At 67.5% G+C, this 22072-nt stretch carries 24 protein-coding genes and 1 tRNA gene; 13 read left to right on the top strand and 12 right to left on the bottom strand.

Going from position 1 to position 22072, the window contains the following annotated elements:
• Positions 1–69: 69 nt before the first annotated feature.
• The gene (locus ACFQ9K_RS14720; protein ID WP_167460303.1) at positions 70–270 is read right to left on the bottom strand and encodes a hypothetical protein; all 201 of its coding nucleotides are present in this window, start codon (positions 268–270) and stop codon (positions 70–72) included.
• 185 nt (positions 271–455) lie between these two features.
• On the opposite strand from ACFQ9K_RS14720, the gene ACFQ9K_RS14715 reads away from it, so the two are divergent.
• From ACFQ9K_RS14715 to ACFQ9K_RS14705, 3 genes are read left to right on the top strand one after another with little or no spacing between them, the layout of a single operon-like run.
• Positions 456–746 carry a DUF6191 domain-containing protein gene (locus ACFQ9K_RS14715; protein WP_378727060.1) on the top strand — a complete coding sequence of 97 codons (291 nt, stop codon included), beginning with the start codon at positions 456–458 and terminating at the stop codon, positions 744–746.
• 37 nt (positions 747–783) lie between these two features.
• A complete protein-coding gene (locus ACFQ9K_RS14710) occupies positions 784–1104 on the top strand; it encodes a hypothetical protein (protein WP_378727062.1) in 321 nt (106 codons plus the stop codon).
• 1 nt (position 1105) lies between these two features.
• The gene (locus ACFQ9K_RS14705) at positions 1106–1723 is read left to right on the top strand and encodes a carboxymuconolactone decarboxylase family protein (RefSeq protein WP_378727064.1); all 618 of its coding nucleotides are present in this window, start codon (positions 1106–1108) and stop codon (positions 1721–1723) included.
• An 18-nt stretch (positions 1724–1741) separates the two neighbouring features.
• Here the strand turns inward: ACFQ9K_RS14705 and ACFQ9K_RS14700 are convergent, their stop codons facing one another.
• Positions 1742–2596: an SDR family oxidoreductase gene (locus tag ACFQ9K_RS14700; protein WP_378727066.1), complete on the bottom strand. Its 855-nt coding sequence runs from the start codon at positions 2594–2596 to the stop codon at positions 1742–1744.
• 62 nt (positions 2597–2658) lie between these two features.
• Between ACFQ9K_RS14700 and ACFQ9K_RS14695 the strand changes: the two genes are divergently transcribed.
• The 4 genes from ACFQ9K_RS14695 (at position 2659) to ACFQ9K_RS14680 (ending at position 6015) form a co-directional block, all read left to right on the top strand.
• Positions 2659–3051, top strand: a complete 393-nt coding sequence (locus ACFQ9K_RS14695) for a winged helix-turn-helix transcriptional regulator (RefSeq protein WP_378727068.1) — start codon at positions 2659–2661, stop codon at positions 3049–3051.
• Positions 3048–3485 carry a hypothetical protein gene (locus ACFQ9K_RS14690; protein WP_378727070.1) on the top strand — a complete coding sequence of 146 codons (438 nt, stop codon included), beginning with the start codon at positions 3048–3050 and terminating at the stop codon, positions 3483–3485. Before ACFQ9K_RS14695 ends, ACFQ9K_RS14690 begins: the two co-directional genes overlap by 4 nt.
• Positions 3486–4224: 739 nt before the next feature.
• A complete protein-coding gene (locus ACFQ9K_RS14685) occupies positions 4225–5400 on the top strand; it encodes a helix-turn-helix domain-containing protein (RefSeq protein WP_378725596.1) in 1176 nt (391 codons plus the stop codon).
• Positions 5401–5460: 60 nt separating this feature from the next.
• Positions 5461–6015, top strand: a complete 555-nt coding sequence (locus ACFQ9K_RS14680; protein WP_378725598.1) for a flavoprotein — start codon at positions 5461–5463, stop codon at positions 6013–6015.
• Positions 6016–6060: 45 nt separating this feature from the next.
• Here the strand turns inward: ACFQ9K_RS14680 and ACFQ9K_RS14675 are convergent, their stop codons facing one another.
• The gene (locus ACFQ9K_RS14675) at positions 6061–6624 is read right to left on the bottom strand and encodes a hypothetical protein (RefSeq protein WP_378725600.1); all 564 of its coding nucleotides are present in this window, start codon (positions 6622–6624) and stop codon (positions 6061–6063) included.
• 180 nt (positions 6625–6804) lie between these two features.
• On the opposite strand from ACFQ9K_RS14675, the gene ACFQ9K_RS14670 reads away from it, so the two are divergent.
• Positions 6805–7206, top strand: a complete 402-nt coding sequence (locus ACFQ9K_RS14670) for a hypothetical protein (protein WP_378725602.1) — start codon at positions 6805–6807, stop codon at positions 7204–7206.
• A gap of 2 nt (positions 7207–7208) precedes the next feature.
• Here the strand turns inward: ACFQ9K_RS14670 and ACFQ9K_RS14665 are convergent.
• From ACFQ9K_RS14665 to ACFQ9K_RS14655, 3 genes are all read right to left on the bottom strand, one after another.
• Positions 7209–7296 (bottom strand) — tRNA-Ser (locus ACFQ9K_RS14665).
• A gap of 83 nt (positions 7297–7379) precedes the next feature.
• On the bottom strand, positions 7380–7814 hold the full coding sequence (locus tag ACFQ9K_RS14660) for a nucleoside deaminase (RefSeq protein WP_378725605.1): 435 nt from the start codon (positions 7812–7814) through the stop codon (positions 7380–7382).
• 25 nt (positions 7815–7839) lie between these two features.
• Positions 7840–8379 carry a tRNA adenosine deaminase-associated protein gene (locus ACFQ9K_RS14655; RefSeq protein WP_150400650.1) on the bottom strand — a complete coding sequence of 180 codons (540 nt, stop codon included), beginning with the start codon at positions 8377–8379 and terminating at the stop codon, positions 7840–7842.
• 58 nt (positions 8380–8437) lie between these two features.
• Between ACFQ9K_RS14655 and ACFQ9K_RS14650 the strand changes: the two genes are divergently transcribed.
• The gene (locus tag ACFQ9K_RS14650; RefSeq protein WP_378725603.1) at positions 8438–9388 is read left to right on the top strand and encodes a prephenate dehydrogenase; all 951 of its coding nucleotides are present in this window, start codon (positions 8438–8440) and stop codon (positions 9386–9388) included.
• Between the two features lie 13 nt (positions 9389–9401).
• Here the strand turns inward: ACFQ9K_RS14650 and ACFQ9K_RS14645 are convergent, their stop codons facing one another.
• The 3 genes from ACFQ9K_RS14645 to ACFQ9K_RS14635 are packed head-to-tail and all read right to left on the bottom strand — an operon-like array spanning position 9402 to position 13807.
• Positions 9402–10019, bottom strand: coding sequence for a putative glycolipid-binding domain-containing protein (locus ACFQ9K_RS14645; RefSeq protein WP_150400648.1), 618 nt, complete (start codon positions 10017–10019; stop codon positions 9402–9404).
• 51 nt (positions 10020–10070) lie between these two features.
• The gene (locus ACFQ9K_RS14640) at positions 10071–11912 is read right to left on the bottom strand and encodes an ABC transporter ATP-binding protein (protein WP_378725606.1); all 1842 of its coding nucleotides are present in this window, start codon (positions 11910–11912) and stop codon (positions 10071–10073) included.
• Between the two features lie 29 nt (positions 11913–11941).
• Positions 11942–13807, bottom strand: coding sequence for an ABC transporter ATP-binding protein (locus ACFQ9K_RS14635; RefSeq protein ID WP_378725604.1), 1866 nt, complete (start codon positions 13805–13807; stop codon positions 11942–11944).
• A gap of 216 nt (positions 13808–14023) precedes the next feature.
• Between ACFQ9K_RS14635 and ACFQ9K_RS14630 the strand changes: the two genes are divergently transcribed.
• Positions 14024–14197, top strand: a complete 174-nt coding sequence (locus ACFQ9K_RS14630) for a hypothetical protein (protein ID WP_378983189.1) — start codon at positions 14024–14026, stop codon at positions 14195–14197.
• Here ACFQ9K_RS14630 and fadD32 read toward each other — a convergent pair.
• Both fadD32 and ACFQ9K_RS14620 read right to left on the bottom strand, forming a co-directional pair.
• Complete coding sequence (gene fadD32 / locus ACFQ9K_RS14625; RefSeq protein WP_378725706.1) at positions 14194–16116, bottom strand: long-chain-fatty-acid--AMP ligase FadD32; 1923 nt, start codon at positions 16114–16116, stop codon at positions 14194–14196. The two genes, ACFQ9K_RS14630 and fadD32, sit on opposite strands and share 4 nt — an antisense overlap.
• 106 nt (positions 16117–16222) lie before the next feature.
• Positions 16223–17470, bottom strand: a complete 1248-nt coding sequence (locus ACFQ9K_RS14620) for a KasA/KasB family beta-ketoacyl-ACP synthase (protein ID WP_378725704.1) — start codon at positions 17468–17470, stop codon at positions 16223–16225.
• Between the two features lie 391 nt (positions 17471–17861).
• On the opposite strand from ACFQ9K_RS14620, the gene ACFQ9K_RS14615 reads away from it, so the two are divergent.
• The 3 genes from ACFQ9K_RS14615 to ACFQ9K_RS14605 all read left to right on the top strand — a co-directional run bounded on the left by ACFQ9K_RS14615 (position 17862) and on the right by ACFQ9K_RS14605 (position 20393).
• Positions 17862–18995, top strand: coding sequence for a DNA cytosine methyltransferase (locus ACFQ9K_RS14615; protein ID WP_378725708.1), 1134 nt, complete (start codon positions 17862–17864; stop codon positions 18993–18995).
• On the top strand, positions 18992–19414 hold the full coding sequence (locus ACFQ9K_RS14610) for a very short patch repair endonuclease (protein WP_378725702.1): 423 nt from the start codon (positions 18992–18994) through the stop codon (positions 19412–19414). Before ACFQ9K_RS14615 ends, ACFQ9K_RS14610 begins: the two co-directional genes overlap by 4 nt.
• Before the next feature lie 277 nt (positions 19415–19691).
• Positions 19692–20393, top strand: a complete 702-nt coding sequence (locus tag ACFQ9K_RS14605) for a DUF998 domain-containing protein (protein ID WP_378725700.1) — start codon at positions 19692–19694, stop codon at positions 20391–20393.
• Position 20394: 1 nt separating this feature from the next.
• Here the strand turns inward: ACFQ9K_RS14605 and ACFQ9K_RS14600 are convergent, their stop codons facing one another.
• Complete coding sequence (locus ACFQ9K_RS14600; protein WP_378725698.1) at positions 20395–21966, bottom strand: esterase-like activity of phytase family protein; 1572 nt, start codon at positions 21964–21966, stop codon at positions 20395–20397.
• Positions 21967–22072 lie beyond the last annotated feature (106 nt).

The following is a 22072-nucleotide window of genomic DNA, read 5'->3' as shown; positions in this document are numbered from 1 at the left end:
GCAGCACGGGGCGCGAGGTCGCCGAACAGGTTGAGCCGGTGGGCGATACGCGCTCACCGGTTTCGCGGATTACGGACTCGGTTGCGGCACATTGCAATCGTCGACCTTGGGGTTCACGCCCATGTAGTTGAGCGGTCCCGCGATCACGGTGACGGCGATGGTGCCGAATCCGGCGCAATTCACCGGCCCGCTGTCGAAGTAGTCCCGCTGAGCTGCGGCGACGACGCCGATCAGCAACCAGACCAGGACGATAATGCTTCCGATTCTCATGTTTCTCTCGCTCATCGGTCTCGAGCGGACTGCACGACGGCGCATGGGCCACCACGTCCTTCCCGCGTTTAGCTATCCGGCGTATACCCCCGATCGCCCGAAATATCCGTTCCGCCGAAACTATTGCTCGCCGGCTCGAACGCAGTGACCGGGAACACCTCTTCCTGCCGGTTCGTTGAGCACATATGGCATCGGTACTGCAATGGTGGATCCCGGGGTGGATCATCTTGCTGATGCTCGTCGCGCTCTACGAGCTGACCTTAGGCAGGCGGCGCAAGCGCCGCCGGACCCCGATCTCCGGCACCTTCACCGACGAATTCACGGCGCTGTTCTACGCAACCAAGCGGATGGAACTCGACCACCGCGAGTCCGTGTCGATGCTGCGCGACGAGCAGGCCGACGGCGCGCCACCGTTCGGTGTCGACCTCGATCGACACACCGTGGTGCTGCGGCCGGAGCACCCGAAAGCCGAATAAGCCCGGGCAGCAAGGCAATCGGGGGGACAATGGGCCGATGGCGCGGTCGATGGCGGACAGGTGGCAGCGGTTCGGTGAGCAACTCGAGTCCGAGCGCGGACGACTACCGGCCGAGGTTCGTCGGGAGATCCGCAGGCGGACCACCGATTCGGCGGGTGGCGACGGCATTCCTGCCGAGCTGGCCGCGTTCGCCGACCTGGTCGCGGAGCGTTCGTACCGGGTCACCGAGGCGACCGTCACCGGGCTGACGGCGGCCGGGCACAGCGACGACGAGATCTTCGAGGCGGCGGCCGTCGCGGCCTACGGTGCCGCCGATCGGCGGCTGCGGGCCGCCCGGCGTGCGTGGGGAGGGCGTTGAAATGTGGCTCGAGGCAGTCGAATCCGGACATGACCGGCCGACCCGATTGATGTTCGGCATGATGCGGCGGTTCAGCAAGATAGACCTGCCCGCGGTGTTGAAGGTGACGTTCTATCGGAATCATTTCTTCGGGACGCCACTGTCGGACCTCATCCAGCAGGCCATGCGCGGGCCCTCGTTCTGGACGGTGGCCGAACGCGAGATCTTCGCGACCGGGACTTCGCAGGCGAACGAGTGCCCGTTCTGCACCTCGGCACATCACGCGATCGCCGGTGCCTACGTGGACATCCAGGTCGTGGACCTGGCCCTGCGGGACGGAGCGGACTCGCCGCTAAGGCCCGAGGCGCGGGCCATGCTCGGGTTCCTCCGGAAGCTGGCCCGCGACCCGGATGGACTCACCCCGGAGGACGCGGACCAGGTCCGGCAGGCGGGCGTCTCCGCCGCGGCCTTCGACGAGGCGGTGTGGGTGGGTACCACGTTCGGGGTCATCAATCGGATGCTGAACGCGTTCGGTGCGCAAGCGCTGGCGCCCGAGGAAGCCAGGGGCGGAGCCAAATTCATCAAGGCGGCCGGGTATCAGGTGCCGCTGCCGATCCGGATCTTCTCCCGCGGCACCTGACCTACATCGCGGTGGGGGTCAAGAGAAGTCGGCGGCGTGGTCGGCGGCCCACTGCGCGTAACTGCGGGCGGGTGCGCCGGTGACCTCCTGGATCGTGGATGTCGGCCGGCCCGGTGAGTCGACCATCTCGGCCAGTCCGTTGAGCACGAAATCGGCGAATTCCGCTGGTAGCCAATCCATCTGCGCTTTTGCCCGCGCCGGGGAGATCTCCTCCCAGGTGAGCGGACGGCCGATCGCCGCGCCGATGGTGGCGACCTGCTCGGCCCGGCTCAGCGAGGTCGGACCGCTGAGTTCGTAGCGGGCCCCGATGTGCTCGTCGGTGGTCAGCGCGAGCACCGCGACCGCGGCGATGTCCGCCTCGTGCAGCAGGGTGCTCGCCGCGGCGCCGTACGCGCCGCGGACCACGTCGCCGGCGCGGATCTGTGTCGCCCATTCCAGCGTGTTGGTCGCAAACCCGTAGGGGCGCAGGAAAGTCCACTCGAGACCGGAATCCCGGATCGGTTGTTCGACGAGCGCGTGCACCCGGCCGATCGGGTTGTCCTGCTCGGCCACGTCGTCGCGGACCGCGGCGGAGGAGAGCAGGACGATACGCTTCGCGTGCCCGGCGATCACCTCGATCACCGACTCGGCGGCCTCGCCGGGCAGGTTCGGCCAAGTCAGGTACACCGCGTCCACCCCGTCCAGCGCGGGAACCAAGGTTTCCGGCGCGGTCAGATCGCCGGGAACGACCTCGACACTCGCCGGAAACGACGCCGCCGCGGGCGTACGCGCCAACGCGCGAATATCCACCCCGGCCTGTGCGAGCTGCGAAACAACTTGTCCGCCAACGTGACCGGTCGACCCGATCACCAAAACCTTCTTCGTCTGTGCCATGAGCTCACCATACGAAGGCGGCTAACCTTTTGTAAGGGCGTACCTGAAAGTAAGCTCTAGTCATGAAGGTAGGTTCCCTGGCCGTCGGCTCGCCCGGTACCACGCGGCACTCGATATTCGATAGCGACTGTCCCGGCCGCACCGTCCTGGACAAGCTCACCAGTCGTTGGGGTGTGCTGGTCCTGACCGCCCTGCGCGACGGCCCGATGCGCTTCCACGCCCTGCGCGACCACATCGGCGGCATCAGCGAGAAGATGCTGTCGCAGAACCTGCGCACCTTCACCGATTACGGCCTCACCGACCGCACCGTGGAACCGACCACTCCCCCGCAGGTCACCTACTCACTGACCCCGATGGGCATGGAAGTGGCGGATCGATTGCACGGTCTGCTGGACTGGGTCAGCATCAACGGTGAGGCAATCGTGAAATTCCAGTCAGGGAGGTCAGCACGATGAGCAGGTCCCATACTCGAGCCGCGGTGAGCGCGGCGGCCCTAGCAGCCGTCTCCGTCACCGCCGCACTGACCGGTGCACCGGCCAACGCCGAGGTGACCGGCGTGAGCGTCACCGCGGGTTCCGAGGGCATCGTCACCGGCTGCCGCTACACCATCACCGCCACGGTCACCGACCTATCCGACAACCCCGCCTCGGTCTTCTTCTGGCTCTCCGGCGGCGTCATCCCCGGCAACGGCGAACGCCTCCCCGGCGACCCCGTCCACCACCCCGCGAACAACACCGTCACCACCACCTGGACCCCCACCCGCCCCGGCCCCCAGAACATCACCGCCATCCAAAGCGAACCGGGCAAATACACCTCGACAAAATTCACCACGGTCACCGTCGCCGGCACCGGCCTCGACACCGGCAGCTCCTGCATCAAAATCGGATAGTCGCCATAGGCAAGAAAAAGCCCCGCATCCGTTCACACGGACGCGGGGCTTTTTGGCGGTGGCGGAGGGATTTGAACCCTTCTAGTGCTGCTGGTGAGAGCGCCGGAAACGGGTCTACCAGCTGAAACACATCACAGTGATTCACCCTCAATCACGGCAGTCTGTGGGCGATTGCGGGCAGAATGTGGGCAGAAATACAGCGCGGCCAGGCTCCAAAACCGAGGCTGGCCGCGCTGTTTCGGCTCCCGAACAGACCGTGTCGTTCAGCGCTCTCGTGATGAGTCCGGCTTCATGCGCCCGGCAGCAATCAGCGTTTGCCGTGCCGCTGCCTTACGCGGGCAGCCGTCGACGCGGCATTCCCGGTGACGCTGCATGGTGACGTGCGCTTCGGCACGCTCAGTGGGCGGTCGGGTGCCTCGTGCGGCCATCCCTGCGGCCATAGTCCGGCGTCGACGGGGTAGCTCTTCTTGACTTGCATCCGGCGTTGCTCGGCCCGCCACTCAGCTTGGACGCGATCCACGATCTCTTGGACGGACGTGCCGTCCGACTCGGTCTCCCGCCACCAGTTGAACCCCACCGCTTCACCCCTGCCGTGTTCGATGTCGTTGGGTGGCACCCACCGCCGGGGAGCTAGCGAACCGTTCGACCCGGCGGCGAGGCTGAAATCAGCTTCGTAGCTGGCGAGGCCGTCAAGGGTCAGTAGAGGGACAGAGCGCGTTGATCGATCTACGCTCGAAACATGGGCCATGCAGGGCGGCGCATTGCCGCCGAACGCAAGGTAGCCGGACTCAGCCAACGACAATTGGCTACTCGCGCCGCCTACAGCCTCAGCATGGTCAAGGCAGTCGAGCAGGGGCGCGAACCGGCGTCACCGGGATTCGTTGCCGCTGCCGCGAGAGCGCTTGGTATCGAGCCGGAGCAACTGACAGGGACGCCGTACTACGACACTCTCGAAGAGGACGGGCCACTCGACGGTCTTACCGAACTGCGCGCCATCTTGGCTGAAGGCACATACGTCCGACCGCTCGAACCGCCGCCACTCACGCAACTCACCAAATCCTTGGCCGAGATCAACCGCGCGTACCGAAATGACAAGGGCCGTACTGCATTAACCCGACTCCCCGTGCTGATTCGTCAGTTGTATGGCGCGTTGCACGAAGCATCGAACGATGCCGAACGCGGTCGAATCTTCTCGCTCTTGGCCCATGCGTATATCCAGTCGGAGCGGCTGACACATCGTTTTGGTTTCATGACACTCACGTTGCCGTCGCTGGATCGTTTGGAATGGGCCGCCGCGCAAGCCGACGATCCGCTGTACGCCGTGCAGGCCAAGCCCCGGCGGGCAAAAGTGTTGATGTACTACGGGTCCAGCGATGTCGGTCTCCAACTGGTCGAACAGGCCCTTGGCCAGATCAGCGACAACGATCCCGCCTCAGTCGAAGTTCTCGGGTTCACCCATCTGTCCGGGGCGATCATTTCCGCTCGTGATCGCCGACTCGGTACCGCTCGTGACCACATCAGCGAGGCGAGAAAGCTAGCCCGCTACATCGAGGGCGAACGCGACTCCTACGGCACCGTGTTCAGCAAGGCGAACACCGAAATCCACTCCTGCGCAGTCGAATTAGAGGCAGGCGACCCCGGCAGAGCCGCGCGTGACGGATCGGCGTTGCAACTGCCGAACGATATCGCACCGCCGCGAGCGGGCCATCATTGGCAAGACACGGCCCGCGCCTGGCTACTCGCTGGCCGAACAGACAACGCACTCAAAGCGCTCAACGCCGCACGCAGCATCGCGCCCCAGCAGACCAAACTCCACCCTGGAGTCCGCGAGACTGTGTACGGGATCGCTGCGGCCGAGCGCCGACGCAGCGACAGCCTGGGAGCATTCGCGCGATGGGTCGGCGTGACCCTCTGACCTACGGCTCACCCCGCCGAGTGTGTGACTTGTAGCTGTTGGTGCTGAGACGATGAGCTCGTGAACGAGAACGGAGCGCCCGTCCTGTACGCCATCGTTACCGGTGCACGAGTCGCCCGAGATGTCGACAAACTGATCGATCTGGCACACGCGGACGGCTGGGACGTCTGCGTGATCGCATCGCCGAACGGCCTGCGGTTCATCGACGCCGATGACCTAACGGCAAAAACAGGCCACGCAGTGCGCAGCCAGTACAAGGACCCGAACGCGCCGGATGCCCTTCCACCCGCCGATGGAATCATCGTCGCGCCGATCACTTCGAACTCGCTTGCGAAGTGGGCTGCGGGAATCTCGGACACCTTGCCGCTCGGTCTATTGATGGAGGGCATCGGTCTTCGGATACCCGTGGTTGCAGTGCCGTTCGCAAATCGGGCGCTGATCAGCTTTCCACCGATCGGAGAGGCAGTACGCAAGCTGTCGGAATGGGGCGTAACCGTGTTGGCTGAGGATCCACCTCATGAACCCAAGTCCGGTGATGATCACAGGAGCCGCTTCCCCTGGGCGTCAGCATGGCAATCCTTGCTCGACCACCCGTGGCGTTGCAGTCCGAGTTAGACCGCTCACGAGGTGTGCACCAAGCAGCGCAGCGACGCCCGGCGCTCACTCGGATGGCCGGTGGGCGCGCAGGAAACGTGCTCGCATGGGGCTGATCTCATCCCCGCTGTCGCGGCCGGTCCCGTGCACCTCAGCATTCGCGAACTGCACGAGGGCGCACCGGATTTCATCGATATTCACCAATTCATCGAAGAAGCCCGCAGTGTCGTACGGGAAGTGTTTATCCACAAGATCCTCGCCCGATTCCCACAGAGACCAAACTAGCTGCTGCAAGCTCGTGCACATCCCGGCGACCTTGTGCGCATTGAGCATCTCAAGCACGGAGGCGTTCGTGCAGAGCTTGCGCGAGTATTCGAACGTCATCGCTCTCAGCTCATCGAGATCTCTCGCCGAGTCCTTGAGCCAATGTCGATACGCATCCTCGGCGGTCAGCGCAGTCTCGACCGCGTCAGTGCATTGACGGAGCACGGTCTCTCGTTGCCACTTGCGGTACTCGCGCTCCTCAGCCACAAAGATCGCAGTTCGGTTTGTACGGTTGTTGATTCGGACACCGAAGAGCGTCACCGAGGCGATGATGAGCGAGCTGATCAGCGGGAGCCACGGAGTCACCCGCACAGCATCGCACCAGGAACCGGCACTCCCGCAAGAAATCCGCACCCAGGTCCCTGACTCGCAGTCGGCGGCAAAGGCGCTCGGCCGCCGGGATGAGTTCGGCGAGGAGATCGGGTCGCGGATCGACAGAGTCGTGACGAACCCGCCATTGCTCCTCGAGGCATTCTTGGGTGACCTGTGTTACGGCGGTGCGCTTGGGCGGCCAAGGCGCCGCCCAGCGTTCGCGCGGGCCTCAGCAAGGGCCGGTACAGCTTTTGGTTTGGGTATGGGTTTACCGGCGCGGGCAGCGAGGGCGGCAGCAGCATCGTCGGCCTGCTGGGCTTCGGTGTCGCAAGGCTCCTCGAACAGTTCGTTCCGGCGGGTCTCGGCAGCGGTGCATCGGCTGCGCAAGGCGGCGCATTCGGTGAGCAGCTTGACCAGTTTCTCGACCTGTTCGACGACGATCCTGACAAGCTCGCTAACACCATGGACAAGGCGTACGCGCCGACCGTGTGTGGGCAAAAAGTGGGCACGGCGGAGAAGCGCGCGTTCTGTGGGGAAGAAAAAGCCTCCCACCTGCCGGAACAGGTGAGAGGCTAGAGCGGTGGCGGAGGGATTTGAACCCTCGGAGGGGGGTTACCCCTCACACGCTTTCGAGGCGTGCTCCTTAGGCCGCTCGGACACGCCACCGCCGATAACCATACCGGACCGGGGGCTGATCGCTAAATCGCCTGGGCAACTCGTGGACTGGTGTGATGTGGGGCACGGGCGGGTCAGCGCTGGGGGCGGAAGAAGGTGTCGAGGAGGGCGGCGCAGTCGGGTTCGAGGATGCCGCCGCGGACCTGGGGGCGGTGGTTGAGGCGGCGGTCGCGGACGACGTCCCAGAGCGAGCCGACGGCGCCGGTCTTGGGTTCCCACGCGCCGAAGACGAGGCGAGAGACGCGGGCGAGCACCAGGGCGCCGGCGCACATGGTGCAGGGTTCCAGGGTGACGGCGAGGGTGGCGCCCTCGAGGCGCCAGCCGTCGCCGTGTACCTCGGCGGCCCGACGCAACGCCAACACCTCGGCGTGCGCGGTGGGGTCGCCGAGGGCTTCGCGGGCGTTCGCCGCGCGCGCGAGTTCCCTACCGGCGGAGTCGAATACGACTGCGCCGACGGGAACGTCGCGAGGGTCGGCATCGGCGGCCGCGGCGATCGCGGCACGCACCATGTCGGTGTCCGAAGGCCCGGCCACGTCAGCGAGGCAGCTTGTCCAGCACCGCCGAGAGTTCGTCGGCGAAGCCGAGGCGTTGGGCGATCATGCCGAGCTGCTCGTCCGGGTAGAGGTCGGTGTCGGCGAGGATGACGCTGAGCACCGGTTCGGGCAGGCCCAGATCGGCGAGCACGCCGAGGTCGCCCTCTTCCCACGGCTCGATGTCGTCGAGCTCGTCCGGGTCGATGTCCGGGATTTCCACATTCAGGGCGTCGAGGACGTCCGCGGCGATGTCGTAATCAATGGCGGCGGTCGCGTCCGAAACCAGCATCCGGGTGCCGCTGGGCGCGGGCCGGACCACGATGAAGAACTCGTCGTCGATGTCGAGCAGGCCGAAAACGGCACCCGAGCTGCGCAAGGCCTTCAGTTCGTTTTCCGCTGCGGACAAATCCGTAAGCGCATCGTGGCTCAGCGGGCTGCACCGCCATTTGCCTTCTTCGCGGACAACCGCCACTGCGAACCCTTCTACGTCGTCGTAATCATCCGACGCCGCCCTATTCGTGCCCGAGCGCTGTGCTGCCATGGCCGCAACGGTAGTCTGCCCGAGCCGAAATGTTGAAGTCGTATGCGAATCTGTTCAGGTGACTTCTGCTGAGAAAGCGTCCGTGTGTGTCCTCGGAACCGGCTTGATCGGCGGTTCCCTGCTGCGTGCCGCCGTCGGCGCCGGGTATGCGGCTTGGGGGTTCAACCGGTCCGCGGCAGGCGCTGCGGCCGCCCGGGGGGACGGCTTCGATGTGATCGAAGACCTGCCCGCGGCGCTGACCCGGGCCGCCGACGAGGACGCGCTGATCGTCATCGCGGTGCCGATGCCCGCGGTCGGACGAATGCTCTCCGCCATCGCCACCTACGCGCCGCGCTGCGTGCTGACCGATGTGGTCAGCGTGAAGGCTCCGGTGGCCGAGGCGGTGCGCAGGGAGGGGCTGTCGGCCCGCTACGTCGGCGGGCATCCGATGACCGGAACCGCCGAATCCGGATGGGCCGCCACCGATTCCGGCCTGTTCCGCGACGCCGTGTGGGCGGTCGGCGTGGACGAGGGCACCCATGCCCAGGCGTGGACCAGGGTGGCCCGGCTGGCGCTGGACTGTGGCTCGGTGGTCGTTCCGGTGGTCGCGGACGAGCACGACCGCGCGGTCGCCCGGATCTCGCATCTGCCGCACGTGCTGGCCGAGGCGCTGGCCTCGGTCGGGGCGGCGGGCGGCGCGCTCGCGCTCGGGCTGGCGGCCGGCTCGTTCCGGGACGGAACCCGGGTCGCGGCCACCGCCCCCGATCTCGTGCGCGCCATTTGCGAACCGAATTCCGCGGCCCTGCTGGCGGTGCTGGAGGAAACGCTCACGGTGCTCGGCGCCGCCCGGGACAGCCTGCGCGCGGACAATTCGCTGGCCGATCTCGTCGAAGCCGGTCACGACGCGCGGGAACGCTACGAAACCGCGCAACGATGGGAAATCACCGATATCCACCCCGGCGACCACAATTGGCTGGCGAACTTACGCGACGCCGGACAGCGCGGCGGGGTTATCACCCGGTTGAACTGACGCCCGGGAATTGTCAGATGCGCTCGGCGAGCCCCGGGTAGTCGAGCAGGAAGCCGTCGGCATCGACGGTGACCGTCGCGCTGGAGACCGGGGACAGCACGCTGATGCCGTCGGCGGCCGCGCTGTAGGTCAGGCTGGCTTCCTGGACCAACAGGTCGGGCAGGCGCACGTAGACGACCGGAACCTGGACGTCGTGCACCGCGTGCTGCAGGTCGAAGCGGCGGATCGGCAGCGTGTTGAAGAACGGGCTGAGCACCACGTCGACGTCGAGCGCGCCGGCGAAGGTCGAGCGCACGTGGCTGCCGCCCGCGTCCACCAGCCAGTAGTTCTCCTCGTCCCTGGCGATCGACGCGTGCCGCTCACCGGCCGCGGTCGTGGTGCGCAACGACAGGCGCTTGGTCGCGCCGCTCTCGTCGGTGACCAGGTCGTAGGACGCGCTGAACGCCGGATGGTCGTCGCACGCGCCGCCGATCATGCGACCGGCGGCGCGGATGCGATTGCCGTTCAACGTCACGCGGACCGACTCCATCCGGGACGCGTTGTGCGCGCGCCAGGTGAGAATCGCCGGCCAACGGGAGGCCGGTGGCGTATCGGGGCCAGAGGCTTGGCTCTCGGAGGCTGGGATCGTCACGTATCTACCGTAAGCGACACCGAGCCGTAGGCCGCACCACATCAGCTCGCATCACACCAGCGATTCCCGCCACGCCGCGTGCAAGCTGGCGAACCGGCCGGTGCCCGCGATCAGCTCGGCCGGGGTGCCGTCCTCCACGATCCGCCCGGATTCCAGCACCAGCACCCGGTCAGCGATGGCCACGGTGGACAACCGGTGGGCGATGATCACCGCGGTCCGACCGCGCAGCACCGTCTCCAGTGCCTGCTGCACCAACCGCTCACCCGGGATGTCCAGGCTGGAGGTGGCTTCGTCCAGCACGATCACCGCCGGGTCGGCCAAGAACACCCGGGCGAACGCGACCAGCTGCCGCTGCCCGGCGGACAGCCGCCCGCCGCGCTTGCGCACGTCGGTGTCGAAGCCCTCGGGCAGCGCCTGCACGAAGTCGTACAGCCCGACCGCGCGGGCCGCCGCGAACACCTCCGCGTCGGTGGCGTCCGGCCGGCCGAGCCGGATGTTGTCGGCCACCGAGCCGGAGAACAGGTAGGACTCCTGGGTGACCATCACGACATTGCGGCGCAGGTCGGCGTCGGAGATCCGGCGCAGATCGACCCCGTCCAGGGTGACCGTGCCCGCGGACGGGTCGTAGAACCGGGTCAGCAGCTTGGCCAGCGTCGACTTGCCCGCACCGGTGGCGCCGACCAGCGCGACCACCTGTCCCGCCGGGATGTCCAGGGAGAACTCCGGCAGCACCTGCCGCTCGTCGCCGTAACCGAACGACACCCGATCCATCAGCACCGCGCCGTCGGCCTTCGCCACCGGCGTCGGGTCGGTCGGCTCGGCCACCGAGGGCTCCTCCTCGAGCACGCCGGAGATCTTCTCCAGCGCCGCGGCCGCGGACTGATACGAGTTGAACACCTGCGCGAGCTCGTCGAGCGGACCGTAGAACTCGTTGAGGTACAGCAGGTATGCCGCGAGCACGCCGACCGCGATGTGGCCCTCGATCACCTGCCACGCGCCGACCACGATGATGATCACCGTGGTCAGGTTGCCGAGCAGCCTGCTCAGTCCGGCGTAGTCGCCCATGCCGCGCATGGCCTTGGTGGTGGCCTGCTGGTAGTCGCCGTCCTCGTAGGCGAGCACCGACTCGTTGCGCTGCTCGCGGCGGAATGTCTGCACCGCACGCATGCCGCCCATCGACTCGACGAACTGCACGACCACCTTCGCGATGGCGCCGCGGGTGTGCCGGTAGCTCGCCCGCTGCCTGCGCTGCGCCCACCGGGTGACGAACACCAGCGGCACGAAGCCGGCCAGCACGATCGCGGCCAGCGTCAGATCCAGGTAGATCAGCAGCACCGCGATGGTCAGCACCGAGAGGATCGCGCTCAGCGCCTGATTCAGCGCGCCCTCCAGCAGCTCCTGGAGGGTCTCGATGTCGCCGGTCAGCCGCGCGACGACCTTGCCCGAGGTGTACTTCTCGTGGAAGGCGACGCTGAGCCGCTGCATGTGCGTGAACGAGCGCACCCGCAGGTCGAACAACACACTCTGGCTGAGCCTGCCGGACACCCGCAGGAACAGGAAGGTGGTCAGTCCGCCGATCAGCACGGCGGTGAAGTACCCGCCGACCGCCCAGATCAGCGGGGTCCAATTCCCTTTGCGCCCTTCGCCGATGCCGTTGTCGAGCCCGTGCGCGATGAACAGCGGCGCGGACACCATCGCGGCGTTGTCCACCACGATGAGCACCAGCGCGAGCGCCGCCAGCTTGCGATACGGGCGGACCAGGTCGAGCAGCAGGCGCCGGGATCGCCCGGCCAGCACCAGGTTTCCGGCCTGGGTGACCTCCTTGTCCTCGCTGGCGATGCCGCGCCAATCGGCGGCCTCGTCCCGCTGGACGGCCGAATCTTTTTCCGTCACCGCGTCTTTCGACGCGATAGTCTCCGTGCTCACTGCTGCTCACCGCCCATCAGTTCTCGATATCGGCTGCTGCTGCGCAGCAATTGATCGTGGGTGCCCTCGGCGACGATCCGGCCGTCGGCCAGCACCGCGACCCGATCGGCCAGCGCGGCCGTCGACGGGCGGTGCGCGACGAGCAATGTCGTCGCGCCGGCCAGCACGGTGCGCAGCTGTTCCTGCACCCGCTCCTCGGTTTCCACGTCGAGCGCGGACAGCGGGTCGTCGAGCACCATGATCCGGTTGCGCCGGAGTTCGCCCGCCCCGTCGGCGCCGCCTGCTGCCGTCCCCCGGCTCTCGCCCGCCCCGCTCAGCACGGCGCGGGCCAGCGCGAGCCGCTGGCGCTGGCCGCCGGACAGGCTGAGTCCCTGCTCGCCGATCCTGGTGTCCAGCCCCCACGGCAGGTTGTCCACGAACTCGGTGGCCTGCGCGACGTCCAGCGCGCGCCGCACGTCGGCGTCGGTGGCGGACGGATCGCCGAGCGCGACGTTCTCCCGCACGCTCGCCGAGAACAGCACCGGCTCCTCGAACGCGACCGACACCAGCGAGCGCAGGTCGGCCAGCCGCATGGTCGCGATGTCGATGCCGTCGATGGTGATCACGCCGCCGGACACGTCGTAGAGCCGCGGAATCAGGTTGAGCAGCGCGGTCTTTCCGCTACCGGTCGCGCCGACCAGCGCGACCGTCTCACCGGGGCGAATCTTGAGCGAGACATCGTGCAGCACCTCCTCTTTCGCGTCCGGGAAGGCGAACTTCACCCCGTCCAAACGCAATTCGCCGACCACCGTCTCCGGCAGCTCCACCGGGTCGGCCGGATCGGCGATGTCGACCGGGGTGTCGATGATCTCCCAGTACCGGTCGCCCGCGGTGCGCGCGTCGTTCAGCTCGGCGAGCAGGAAGCCGGTCCAGATGATCGGCCACTGCAGGAAGTTCGCCAGCGTGATCGCCGCGACCAGGGTGCCGAGCGTCATCGTGCCCTGCACCACGGCGTAGCCGCCGTAACCGAGCGCGAACGCGATGGCCAGCTGCGGCAGACCGGTCATGGCCGACCACAGCCGCGCGTCCAGGCGCACCTTGTACATCTCGGTCTTCTGCAACTCGCGCGACTGCGCGAGGAACCGGCCGCCGAAGAACACCCCGCGCCCGAACGCCTTCAGCACGCGCACGCCCTGCGCCGATTCCTCGGCGGTGGTGGCCAGGTCGCCGGACTGGTCCTGGGACCGGCGCGACGCGATCGAGTACTCGCGCTCGAAGCGAATGCAGATGTAGGTCAACGGGATCGCGATGATCACGAAGATCAGCCCGATCTGCCAGTTCAGGAACAGCAAGACCAGCAGGCCGACCGGGATCAGCACGAAGTGGATGATCAGGAACGGCCCGGCGAACGCGACGAAGCGGCGCAGGGTGGCCATGTCGTCCACCGCGCGCGAGAGCAGCTGGCCCGACTCCCAGGCGTCGTGCCGCCCGATCGCCAGCGACTGCAACTTGCGGAAGATCTTGGCGCGCATGGTGATCTCGACCATCGTGGCCGGCTTGGACACCAGCCAGCGGCGGCCCCAGACGCCGAAGGCTTCCAGCAGGCCGAGCGCGAGCACCAGCGCGACCGGCGCGAACACGCCCGCGAAATCACGGCGCGCGATGGGTCCGTCGATGATCTTGGCGATGATCAACGGGATGACGACCGCGGTCAGCGACGAGAGGACCGCGAGCGTGGTCGCGCCGAGCAGCGCGCGCCGGTACGGGCGCACGTACGGCCAGAAACGGCGCAGCGATTGCAGGCGGCCCGGCGCGGACGCGGCGGGCCGCTCAGGTCTGTCGGCCTCCGGATCGACGGTTGCGACGTCCAGTGCGACTGACATAGTGCCCCCTAGAGGTCTGTGGATGGTGGCGGCGGGAATCGGCGCACTCGGTGATGTTCGCACCGAGGTCCGACATTTCAGGGTGGCAGCATCACCCCGATCAGCCAACCGATTTTCCGGGCCCGGCGATTCCCCCGCGCCCGCGTTCGTGCTGGATATCACCGCTGGTCCGCAGGTCGCGCCGTCCGTCATGTACCCAGCAAACAACCTCGAGTAATGTCGAGGTCAAGGCATTCGGTCGCCCCGGAGCGGGTCGATGTGCACGAGCGCTGGATGACGCGCGCGGCGGTGGACGCGCTCCACGGGGACGGCACAGCGAACGACCTCGGCGCCCAGATCCTGGGCGCCGAGGTCGGTGAATTCGAATATCCGAACGCGGTCCGGCGCTAGCCGACGCCCGCGCTTTCCCGCTCGGCCGGTGCGTCCGGGAAGGCCTGCTGCTGGTAGCCACCGCGCAGCGTGCCGTCCAGATACGCGGCACGGCAGGCCCGGCGGGCGATCTTGCCGCTGGAGGTGCGCGGAATCGAACCAGCGGGCACCAGCAGCACATCGCGAACGGTGACGCCGTGGCGCTGCGAGACGGCGGCGCGAACCGTGTCCGCGACCGGCTCGGTTTCGAGCTTGCCCGCGCCGGTGTTGCGCTCGGCGACGATGACCAACTGCTCGGAGTTGTCGTCGGCGTCGAACCTCAGGCCGGAGTGGCTGCCCTTCTCGAACACCAGCGCAGGCAGCTCGTTGGCCGGCACCGAGAACGCCGCGACGAAACCGGGCCGCAGCGCGGTACTGGATTCCTGCGCGGAGAACTCCAGGTCCTGCGGGTAGTGATTGCGACCGTCCACGATCACCAGGTCCTTCACCCGGCCGGTGATGTAGAGCTCCCCGTCGAGATAGGCGCCGTAATCGCCGGTCCGCATCCAGTGCGCGTCCTCGGCTGTGCCCTCCGCGTGACTGCCTTCCGGCTGGCGAGCGGTCAGCTTGGCCCGGAAGGTGGCCGCGGTTTCCTCCGGCTTGCCCCAGTAGCCGATGCCCATGTTCTCGCCGTGCAGCCAGATCTCGCCGACCTCGCCGTCGGCGCGCTCGACCCCGGTGTCCGGATCGACGATGGTGGCCCACTGCGACAACGCCACATATCCACAGGACACCTGGGCGATCGAATTGTCGGCGCCCTGCTCGACCTCGACCATCCGGCCCGAATTCAGCTGGGCGCGATCGACATACACCACCCTGGCCGCGTCCTCGGCCTTGGTCGCCGACACGAACAGCGTCGCCTCGGCCATGCCGTAGCAGGGTTTGATCGTCGTTTTCGGCAGCCCGTACGGCGCGAACGCCTCGTTGAACTTGTTCATCGACGACACCGACACCGGCTCGCTGCCGTTGATCAAACCGATCACATTCGACAGGTCGAGTTCTTCGCCCGGCTTCGGCTTACCCCGCGCCGCCGCGTGCTCGAAGGCGAAATTCGGTGCCGCGGCGAATGTTCCGGCGCCGTCGGAGGCCGCGGCCAGTTCCTTGATCCAGCGATAGGGGCGGCGGACGAACGCGCTCGGCGACATAATGGTGATGAATCCGCCGCCGACGGTCGGCAGAATCACGCACAGCAGGCCCATGTCGTGGAACAGCGGCAGCCAGGTGACGCCGCGCGAATTCTCTTTCACGCCAATGGCATCGATCATCTGCAACAGATTGGTGCCGACCGCCCGGTGCGTGATCTCCACGCCCGCGGGCGTTCTGGTGGAACCGGAGGTGTATTGCAGGTAGGCCACGCTGTCGATATTGATATCCGGCCGCACCCACATCGCGCCGACGCTGTCCGGAATCGCTTCCACCGCAATGATCCGCGGCCGTTGCGCCGCGGGCAGATGCCGGAAGAAGTTCCGCACACCGCCCGCCGCGGAGCCGACCGTGAGGATCGCCGCCGGCGTGCAGTCGCTGAGCACCGCGGTGAGCCGGTCGGTGTGCCCCTGCTCCTCCGGGTCGAACAGCGGCACCGCGATATTGCCCGCGTAGACGGCCGCGAAGATGGAGACGACGTAGTCGAGCCCCTGCGGCGCCAGAATCGCCACCCGGTCACCGGGCTTGGTCACCTGTTGCAGCCGAGCCGCCACGGCTCGTAGCCGGACACCGAACTGCCGCCAGGTCAGCTCGTGGTACTCGCCATCGCGTTCCCGCGAATAGTCGATATAGCGGTAGGCGAGGTCGTCGCCGTTCTCCGCGCTGTGCTTGTCGACGAAGTCGATCAGGGTCTTGTCACCGCGGATTTTGATATTGCCCTGGTCGTCCAAATAGTCGTCGAAGGTCTCGTCGATCATCGCCTTATCCTTTTGCCAAAGCACGCACACAGGCCGTGCAGTTACACCGAACACAGGTCGATAACGAAGCGTCGGGAAGGCTAGCAGGTGCGCCGCCTTCCGACGCTCAGTACCGCCCGAAGGCGATCGCTACGTTGTGTCCGCCGAAACCGAACGAGTTGTTCACGGCGTAATCGATCCGACCTGGCCTGCTCTGCCCCTTGACCACGTCGAGGTCGATTTGCGGGTCCTGATTGTCCAAATTCAGGGTGGGCGGCACGATGCCGTCGCGAATGGACAGCACGGTGATCACGGACTCGAGCGCGCCGACCGCGCCGATCGAGTGTCCCAGTGCGGATTTCGGCGCGTAGACCGACGCGTGGTTGCCGACTGCCGACGAAATCGCCTGCGCCTCAGCGGTATCCCCGATCGGCGTGGCGGTGGCGTGCGCGTTCACGTGGGTGACGTCTTTCTTGGTCAGTCCGGCCTTCTCGATCGCCCTGGTCATCGCGCGCGCCGCGCCCTTGCCCTCCAGGTCGGGCGCGACCAGGTGAAAGGCGTCAGAGGTGATGCCCGCACCCATGATTCGCGCGTGGATGGTCGCGCCGCGCGCCTTCGCGTGCTCCTCGGTCTCGAGGATCATCATCGCGCCCGCCTCGCCGAACACGAAGCCGTCGCGGTCGGTGTCGAACGGGCGCGAGGCGCTCTTCGGATCGTGGTTGCGGGTGCTCATCGCGCGCATCATGGTGAACGCCGCGATCGGCACCGCCTGAATGGAACCCTCGACGCCGCCGGTGACCACCATGTCGGCGTCGCCCATCACGATCATCTGCCACGCGTTGGCGATCGCCTCCGAGCCGGACGAGCAGGCCGACACCGGCGTCACCACGCCCGCCCCCGCGCCGAGCTCGATGCCGACGCACGCGGCCGAGCCGTTGGGCATGATCCGCTGCACGGTCAGCGGTGAAATCTTGCGGTAGCCGCCGTTTTTGATGCGGTCACGGGCGTCGACGATGTACTCGCCGCCGCCGAGTCCGGTGCCGATGGCGACGCCGAGCCGGGTCTTGTCCACCTCCGGGCTGCCCGCGTTGCGCCACACCTCCCGGCTCAGCACGGTGGCCATCTGCTCCACGTAGGACAGGGTGCGCGCCTCGGTCCTGGTCAGGCTGTCGGCCGGCGGGACCTTCAGATGACCGCCGATGCGGACCGGCAACTCGAACTGCTCGATGAAGCTGTCCTCCAGGACGTCGATGCCGCTCTCACCGTTGAGCAGGCCTTTCCAGGTCGAGTCGACGTCGCCCGCGATCGAGGTCGTCGCGGCCAGGCTGGTCACGACGACGTTGGGAAAGCTCCTGTTTTTCGAAGGTATCTGCATGTTCGCTCACTTTCCCTAGCGTGACGACTAAGAAATTTGTCGAGCTCAAAACCTTGTCGAGCAGTTGCGTTTCGCATGCGGACGCGCCGCCTAGCACGTGGGGCGGCATCCGCGCGTACCGCGCTGGAGCGCAGGCAGATCAGCCTGCCGAGCCTGTCATCAGGGCCGCGTTCCGATCGGCCGATAAGCATTATCGAGCAGCAGCAGACCGATCGAGTTGCTGACACGCGGACGGTACCAGGCGACCTTCGCCGACGCTCGGTCACGCCGTCATGGCGCTGTTCGCGGACGCCGCCCGGCAACTCGAGTAACCTCTCCCCGGGCACGGGGCGACGTCGGCGGCGTCTCGACCGAAGACGCGAGGAAGGGACGGTCGGTGACGGGCGCGCGGATGGTCGGGCTGTTCGCCGGGATCGGCGGACTCGAGCTCGGCCTCGGCCACAACGGCTGGCAGACCGAGCTGCTGTGCGAGATCGACGCGGGCGCACAGGGGGTGCTGGCCGCCCGGTTCCCCGATGTGCCACTGCATTCCGACATCACCGGCCTGCGCGCGCTACCCACGGGCACCGAACTGGTCGCGGCCGGTTTCCCCTGCCAGGACCTGTCCCAGGCCGGGCGCACGGCCGGCATCACCGGCAAGCGGTCCGGCCTGGTCGACGAGGTGTTCCGGCTGGTGCGACGCAAGCGCGGGCCGCGCTGGCTGCTGATCGAGAACGTCCCGTTCATGCTGCAACTCGGCCGCGGCGCGGCGATGCGGCACATCACCACGGCCCTGGAGGAGCTCGGCTACACCTGGGCCTATCGGGTGGTGGACGCGCGCGCGTTCGGCCTGCCACAGCGCCGTCAGCGGGTCTTGATGCTGGCCTCCAGGACCGAGGACCCGCGCGGCGTGCTGTTCGGCGACGACGCGGGGCCGCGGATTGTCGGCGACCCGGATCGCGATCCGTGCGGGTTCTACTGGACCGAGGGGGTGCGCGGGCTCGGCTGGGCGGTGAACGCGGTGCCGACGGTGAAGGGCGGCTCCGCGCTCGGCATCGCCAGCCCGCCCGCGGTGCGGCTGCCGTCCGGGGAGATCGTCACGCCCGGACTGGTGGATGTGGAACGGTTGCAAGGCTTCGAGGCGGACTGGACCGCGCCCGCCGGCGAGGTGGCCGGTGTCCGGCAGGGACACCGGTGGAAGCTGGTCGGCAACGCGGTGAGCGTGCGGATGGCCGACTGGGTCGGCTCCCGGCTGGCCGCACCGCTGGACCCGATACCCGGCGACCAGCCGCTACCGCCGGGCACGCCCTGGCCGGTGGCGGCCTGGGGACGCAACGGGACGGCCTATCGGGTGCCGGTCTCGACCTGGCCGGTGCACGAGCCGTACGAGGACCTGCGCAACTTCCTCACCGATTCGCGGCTGCTCTCGGCCCGGGCGACCGCCGGGTTCCTGCGCCGGACCAGCATGGGCAGCCTGCGGTTTCCGCCGGGCTTCCTCGACGATGTGGAGAGCCATCTCGATCGGATGGGTGGCTGGGCGGCGTGAGTTCGCGCCCGGCCACCGACGCGGCGACCAGCGCGCGCATGGCCAAGCAGCGGCGCACCGGAACCAAGCCCGAGCTGGCCTTGCGCCGGGAGCTGCACCGGCGCGGGCTGCGCTATTTCGTCGATCGGGCGCCGCTTCGCGGGCAGCGGCGGCGCGCCGATCTGGTGTTTCCGCGACTCCGGGTCGCGGTCTACGTCGACGGTTGTTTCTGGCATCGCTGCCCGCAACACGCCACCGACCCGCGCAACAACGCGGAATGGTGGGCCGCCAAGCTGGCCGGGAACGTGGCGCGGGACCGGGCGACCGACGCGGCGCTGATCGAGGCGGGCTGGCGGGTGATCCGGGTGTGGGAACACGAGGACGCCGTCGCCGCGGCCGATCGGGTACAGGCCGCGCTGGGCCGGGCTAGCGGGACCTGACCCGGACCAATGTGCGCGGCGCATGGGCGGCGAGGTAGCTCGACGCCACCATCCCGGCCATCACGATGACTCCGGCGGCAGCGGTTGCGTAGCCGATCATGGGGAACCTCCTTGGGAACGCTTCCCTGACAGCCTGTCCGCCGAACCTGACAGGAGCCTGTGTAGTCGGTGGCAAAGGCGTGTGTTTGATCCCATCGCGGTGGTGATCCCATGACTCGGCCGCCGCGCTGACCTACGGTTTGATCATCGGTCCAGTGGCAGGTAGGAGAATGGGTCCGTGACAGATAGCCAAAAGATCGCCGAACGGCGCGTGCGGGTGGCGTCCTTGGTGATCGCGGTGGCAATCCTGATCGCGGGAGTCTGCTACTCGTCCTGGGTGCTCGAGTTCGTGCTGAAGATCGACGTCGATCCGGTCAACTCCTTCCTCAGCGAGCTGGACGCCGAGGGAAAGCCCTATCGTGCGGTGTTCGCGACCGCCGACAAGATCGTCGGCGCCGTGCTGATCCCCGCCGCGATCGGCGGACTGCTGATCTTTCCGCGCCGCCGGTTCACCACGATCGGCTGGGTCGCACTGTTCTGCTTCGGCGCCGCCACGATCGCCGACGTGTTGCTGCCGCTGAAGGACTGCACCGCGAGCGACAACGCGTGCGGTGGCGGCAGCGAGCTTTTCCCGCAGTTGCACCAGCCGCACGCGCTGTCGAGCACCATCGCGGTCACCTCGATCGCCGTCGCCACCTTCGCGTTCAGCCTGGCCGCGTTCCGCTATCACCGCTGGCGGATCCTGCGCGAGGCCGGGCTGGTCGTGCTGGTGGTCGGGTCGGCGGCGACCGTGTGGATGCTGGTCGCCGACAACCTGCCCGGCGATTACGCGCTCGGCATCGCCCAGCGGATCCAGGTCGGGTCGATGTCGCTGTGGCTGATCACGCTCGCCGCGGCGGTCATCCTGGAGGGCCGGGAGTGGATCGACCCGAACGACTGAGCTATTTCACGGTCAGCTCGACGGTGTGCTCGGCGGTCTTCGCGGGCAGCTTGGTGGTGTCGACGAAGAGGATCTCCCCGCTGTCCTGCACACCATTGGGCAGCGTCTTGGGCTTCAGGCCGAACGGCGGCTGATCGCCCTTGCTGCCGGCCAGGCCGAAGTCGCTGTCGTTGGCGATGTAGAGCGTCTTGCCGCCGTCCAGGGTGGCCACGCCCTCGATCTTGTCGTGGCCGAAGAACTTTCCGTCCGCGTCGAGATCCTTGACCAAGCCGTTCAGGTCGAGATTCTTCGGCTTGGCCGCGGGGGTGACGCCCACCTTGGTCAACGCGGCGACGCCCTCGGCGGTCGAGACCTGGCCGACCAGGGTCTCCAGCGGCTTGCCCGCGATCAGCAGGCCGCCGCGTTCCGGATCGTACTGCGCGCCTGGCACTTTCGAGTCGGGGCCGACGTCGGTGGCGTTGGCGATGTCGACGGTCCACAGCTTCTTGTCCGCCTTGGGCGCCTGGTTGCCGTCGCGCTCGTCGACCAGGAAGGTGGTCGCGCTCAACGCGGTGATCTCCGAATCGGCGACCTTGGTGTTCTTCGGGTTCTCCAGCGGGACCACGAATTCCTTCTGCGCCTTCGTCTTCAGATCGACGGTGACGATGCGGGTCAGCGGCACCTCTTTCGCGGATCCGCTGAGGCCGGGGGTGTTCAGCGCGCTCTGCACCAGGCCGACGAGGGTGCTGCCGTCGGGGGTGATGGTCAGGCCCTCCATGCCCTGGTTCGGGGTGCGCAGCGAGAGTTCCCTTGGTAGGCCGGATCCCGGCGCGAGGCGCTCCAATTCGCCGCCCTTGGCGTCGAAATGCACCAGGAACGGGCCGTATTCGTCGGAGACCCAGAAGGTGCCGTCGGGCAGTGCGACCAGGCCCTCCGGATCGAGTCCGTGGTCGGTGGGCGGCAAGACGTTTCCGGCCAAATCCTTGATGGTCTCGCCGGTGTTCGCCGCGACGTCGACCTGCCCGTTGAACGGGACGCCCGCCTTGGTGTGCAGGTCCAGGCTCGATTGCAGCACCGCGCGGGTGCCGACCAGCTTGAACCGGCCGATCTTGGGCACGAAACCCGGGGTGGGCGAAAGCTTCTCGTTCTTGCCCGGGCCGTCCACGTTCGGGCCGCGGTCGGTCAGGCCGTAGAACTCGTCCTTGCTGCCGGGCACCGGGGTCCAGGCCGAGCCGAAACCGCTGCCCTGCACCGTCGTTCCGCCGAATTCGCCGAGCGGCGCAATGGCGGTGGTGTACAGGCGAACCGCGTCGGTGGTGGTCACCTTGATGCGGTCGGGTCCGGTGTATCCGGCCTTCGGGGTGTAGACGACCGCGCCGTCCACCCGGCGATCGAGCGTGCCGTGCTCCGGATCCGCGATGCGGACGGCGGCGCTGCCGCCCGTCTTGGCGAGCAGGTCGTCCAGGGAGATCACCAGCGGCTGATCCTTGGTGGCGGTGAAGTCGGCCGGGTCCGCGGACGAACAGCCTGCGGCCAGCACGCCGGCGCAGAGGACGGCGACGGCGGTGATACGAGGACGAGAATGAGCTTTCACTGGGACTGCCTACCGCGTCTATCCGACTTCTGGCCGACGCGCAGGTGACAATTCGGTGCCGATCGCCGCCGGGTAGCTACCCGGCGAAGTGCGACGAGCTCCGATC

This window comes from Nocardia sp. NPDC056564 (assembly GCF_042793755.1).
In the GTDB taxonomy this organism is placed as follows: domain Bacteria; phylum Actinomycetota; class Actinomycetes; order Mycobacteriales; family Mycobacteriaceae; genus Nocardia.
This window is presented reverse-complemented; position numbering and strand designations above follow the sequence as displayed.

Bases quoted from the DNA above. Each gene is read 5' to 3' on its own strand.
- ACFQ9K_RS14700 (WP_378727066.1), bottom strand. From the start codon at position 2,596: ATGGCACAGACGAAGAAGGTTTTGGTGATCGGGTCGACCGGTCACGTT.
- ACFQ9K_RS14620 (WP_378725704.1), bottom strand. From the start codon at position 17,470: ATGCAGATACCTTCGAAAAACAGGAGCTTTCCCAACGTCGTCGTGACC.
- ACFQ9K_RS14690 (WP_378727070.1), top strand. From the start codon at position 3,048: ATGAGCAGGTCCCATACTCGAGCCGCGGTGAGCGCGGCGGCCCTAGCA.
- ACFQ9K_RS14655 (WP_150400650.1), bottom strand. From the start codon at position 8,379: ATGGCAGCACAGCGCTCGGGCACGAATAGGGCGGCGTCGGATGATTAC.
- ACFQ9K_RS14685 (WP_378725596.1), top strand. From the start codon at position 4,225: ATGGGCCATGCAGGGCGGCGCATTGCCGCCGAACGCAAGGTAGCCGGA.
- fadD32 (WP_378725706.1), bottom strand. From the start codon at position 16,116: ATGATCGACGAGACCTTCGACGACTATTTGGACGACCAGGGCAATATC.
- ACFQ9K_RS14630 (WP_378983189.1), top strand. From the start codon at position 14,024: ATGTCGAGGTCAAGGCATTCGGTCGCCCCGGAGCGGGTCGATGTGCAC.
- ACFQ9K_RS14710 (WP_378727062.1), top strand. From the start codon at position 784: ATGGCGCGGTCGATGGCGGACAGGTGGCAGCGGTTCGGTGAGCAACTC.
- ACFQ9K_RS14695 (WP_378727068.1), top strand. From the start codon at position 2,659: ATGAAGGTAGGTTCCCTGGCCGTCGGCTCGCCCGGTACCACGCGGCAC.
- ACFQ9K_RS14615 (WP_378725708.1), top strand. From the start codon at position 17,862: ATGGTCGGGCTGTTCGCCGGGATCGGCGGACTCGAGCTCGGCCTCGGC.
- ACFQ9K_RS14635 (WP_378725604.1), bottom strand. From the start codon at position 13,807: ATGTCAGTCGCACTGGACGTCGCAACCGTCGATCCGGAGGCCGACAGA.
- ACFQ9K_RS14715 (WP_378727060.1), top strand. From the start codon at position 456: ATGGCATCGGTACTGCAATGGTGGATCCCGGGGTGGATCATCTTGCTG.
- ACFQ9K_RS14705 (WP_378727064.1), top strand. From the start codon at position 1,106: ATGTGGCTCGAGGCAGTCGAATCCGGACATGACCGGCCGACCCGATTG.
- ACFQ9K_RS14720 (WP_167460303.1), bottom strand. From the start codon at position 270: ATGAGAATCGGAAGCATTATCGTCCTGGTCTGGTTGCTGATCGGCGTC.
- ACFQ9K_RS14660 (WP_378725605.1), bottom strand. From the start codon at position 7,814: ATGGTGCGTGCCGCGATCGCCGCGGCCGCCGATGCCGACCCTCGCGAC.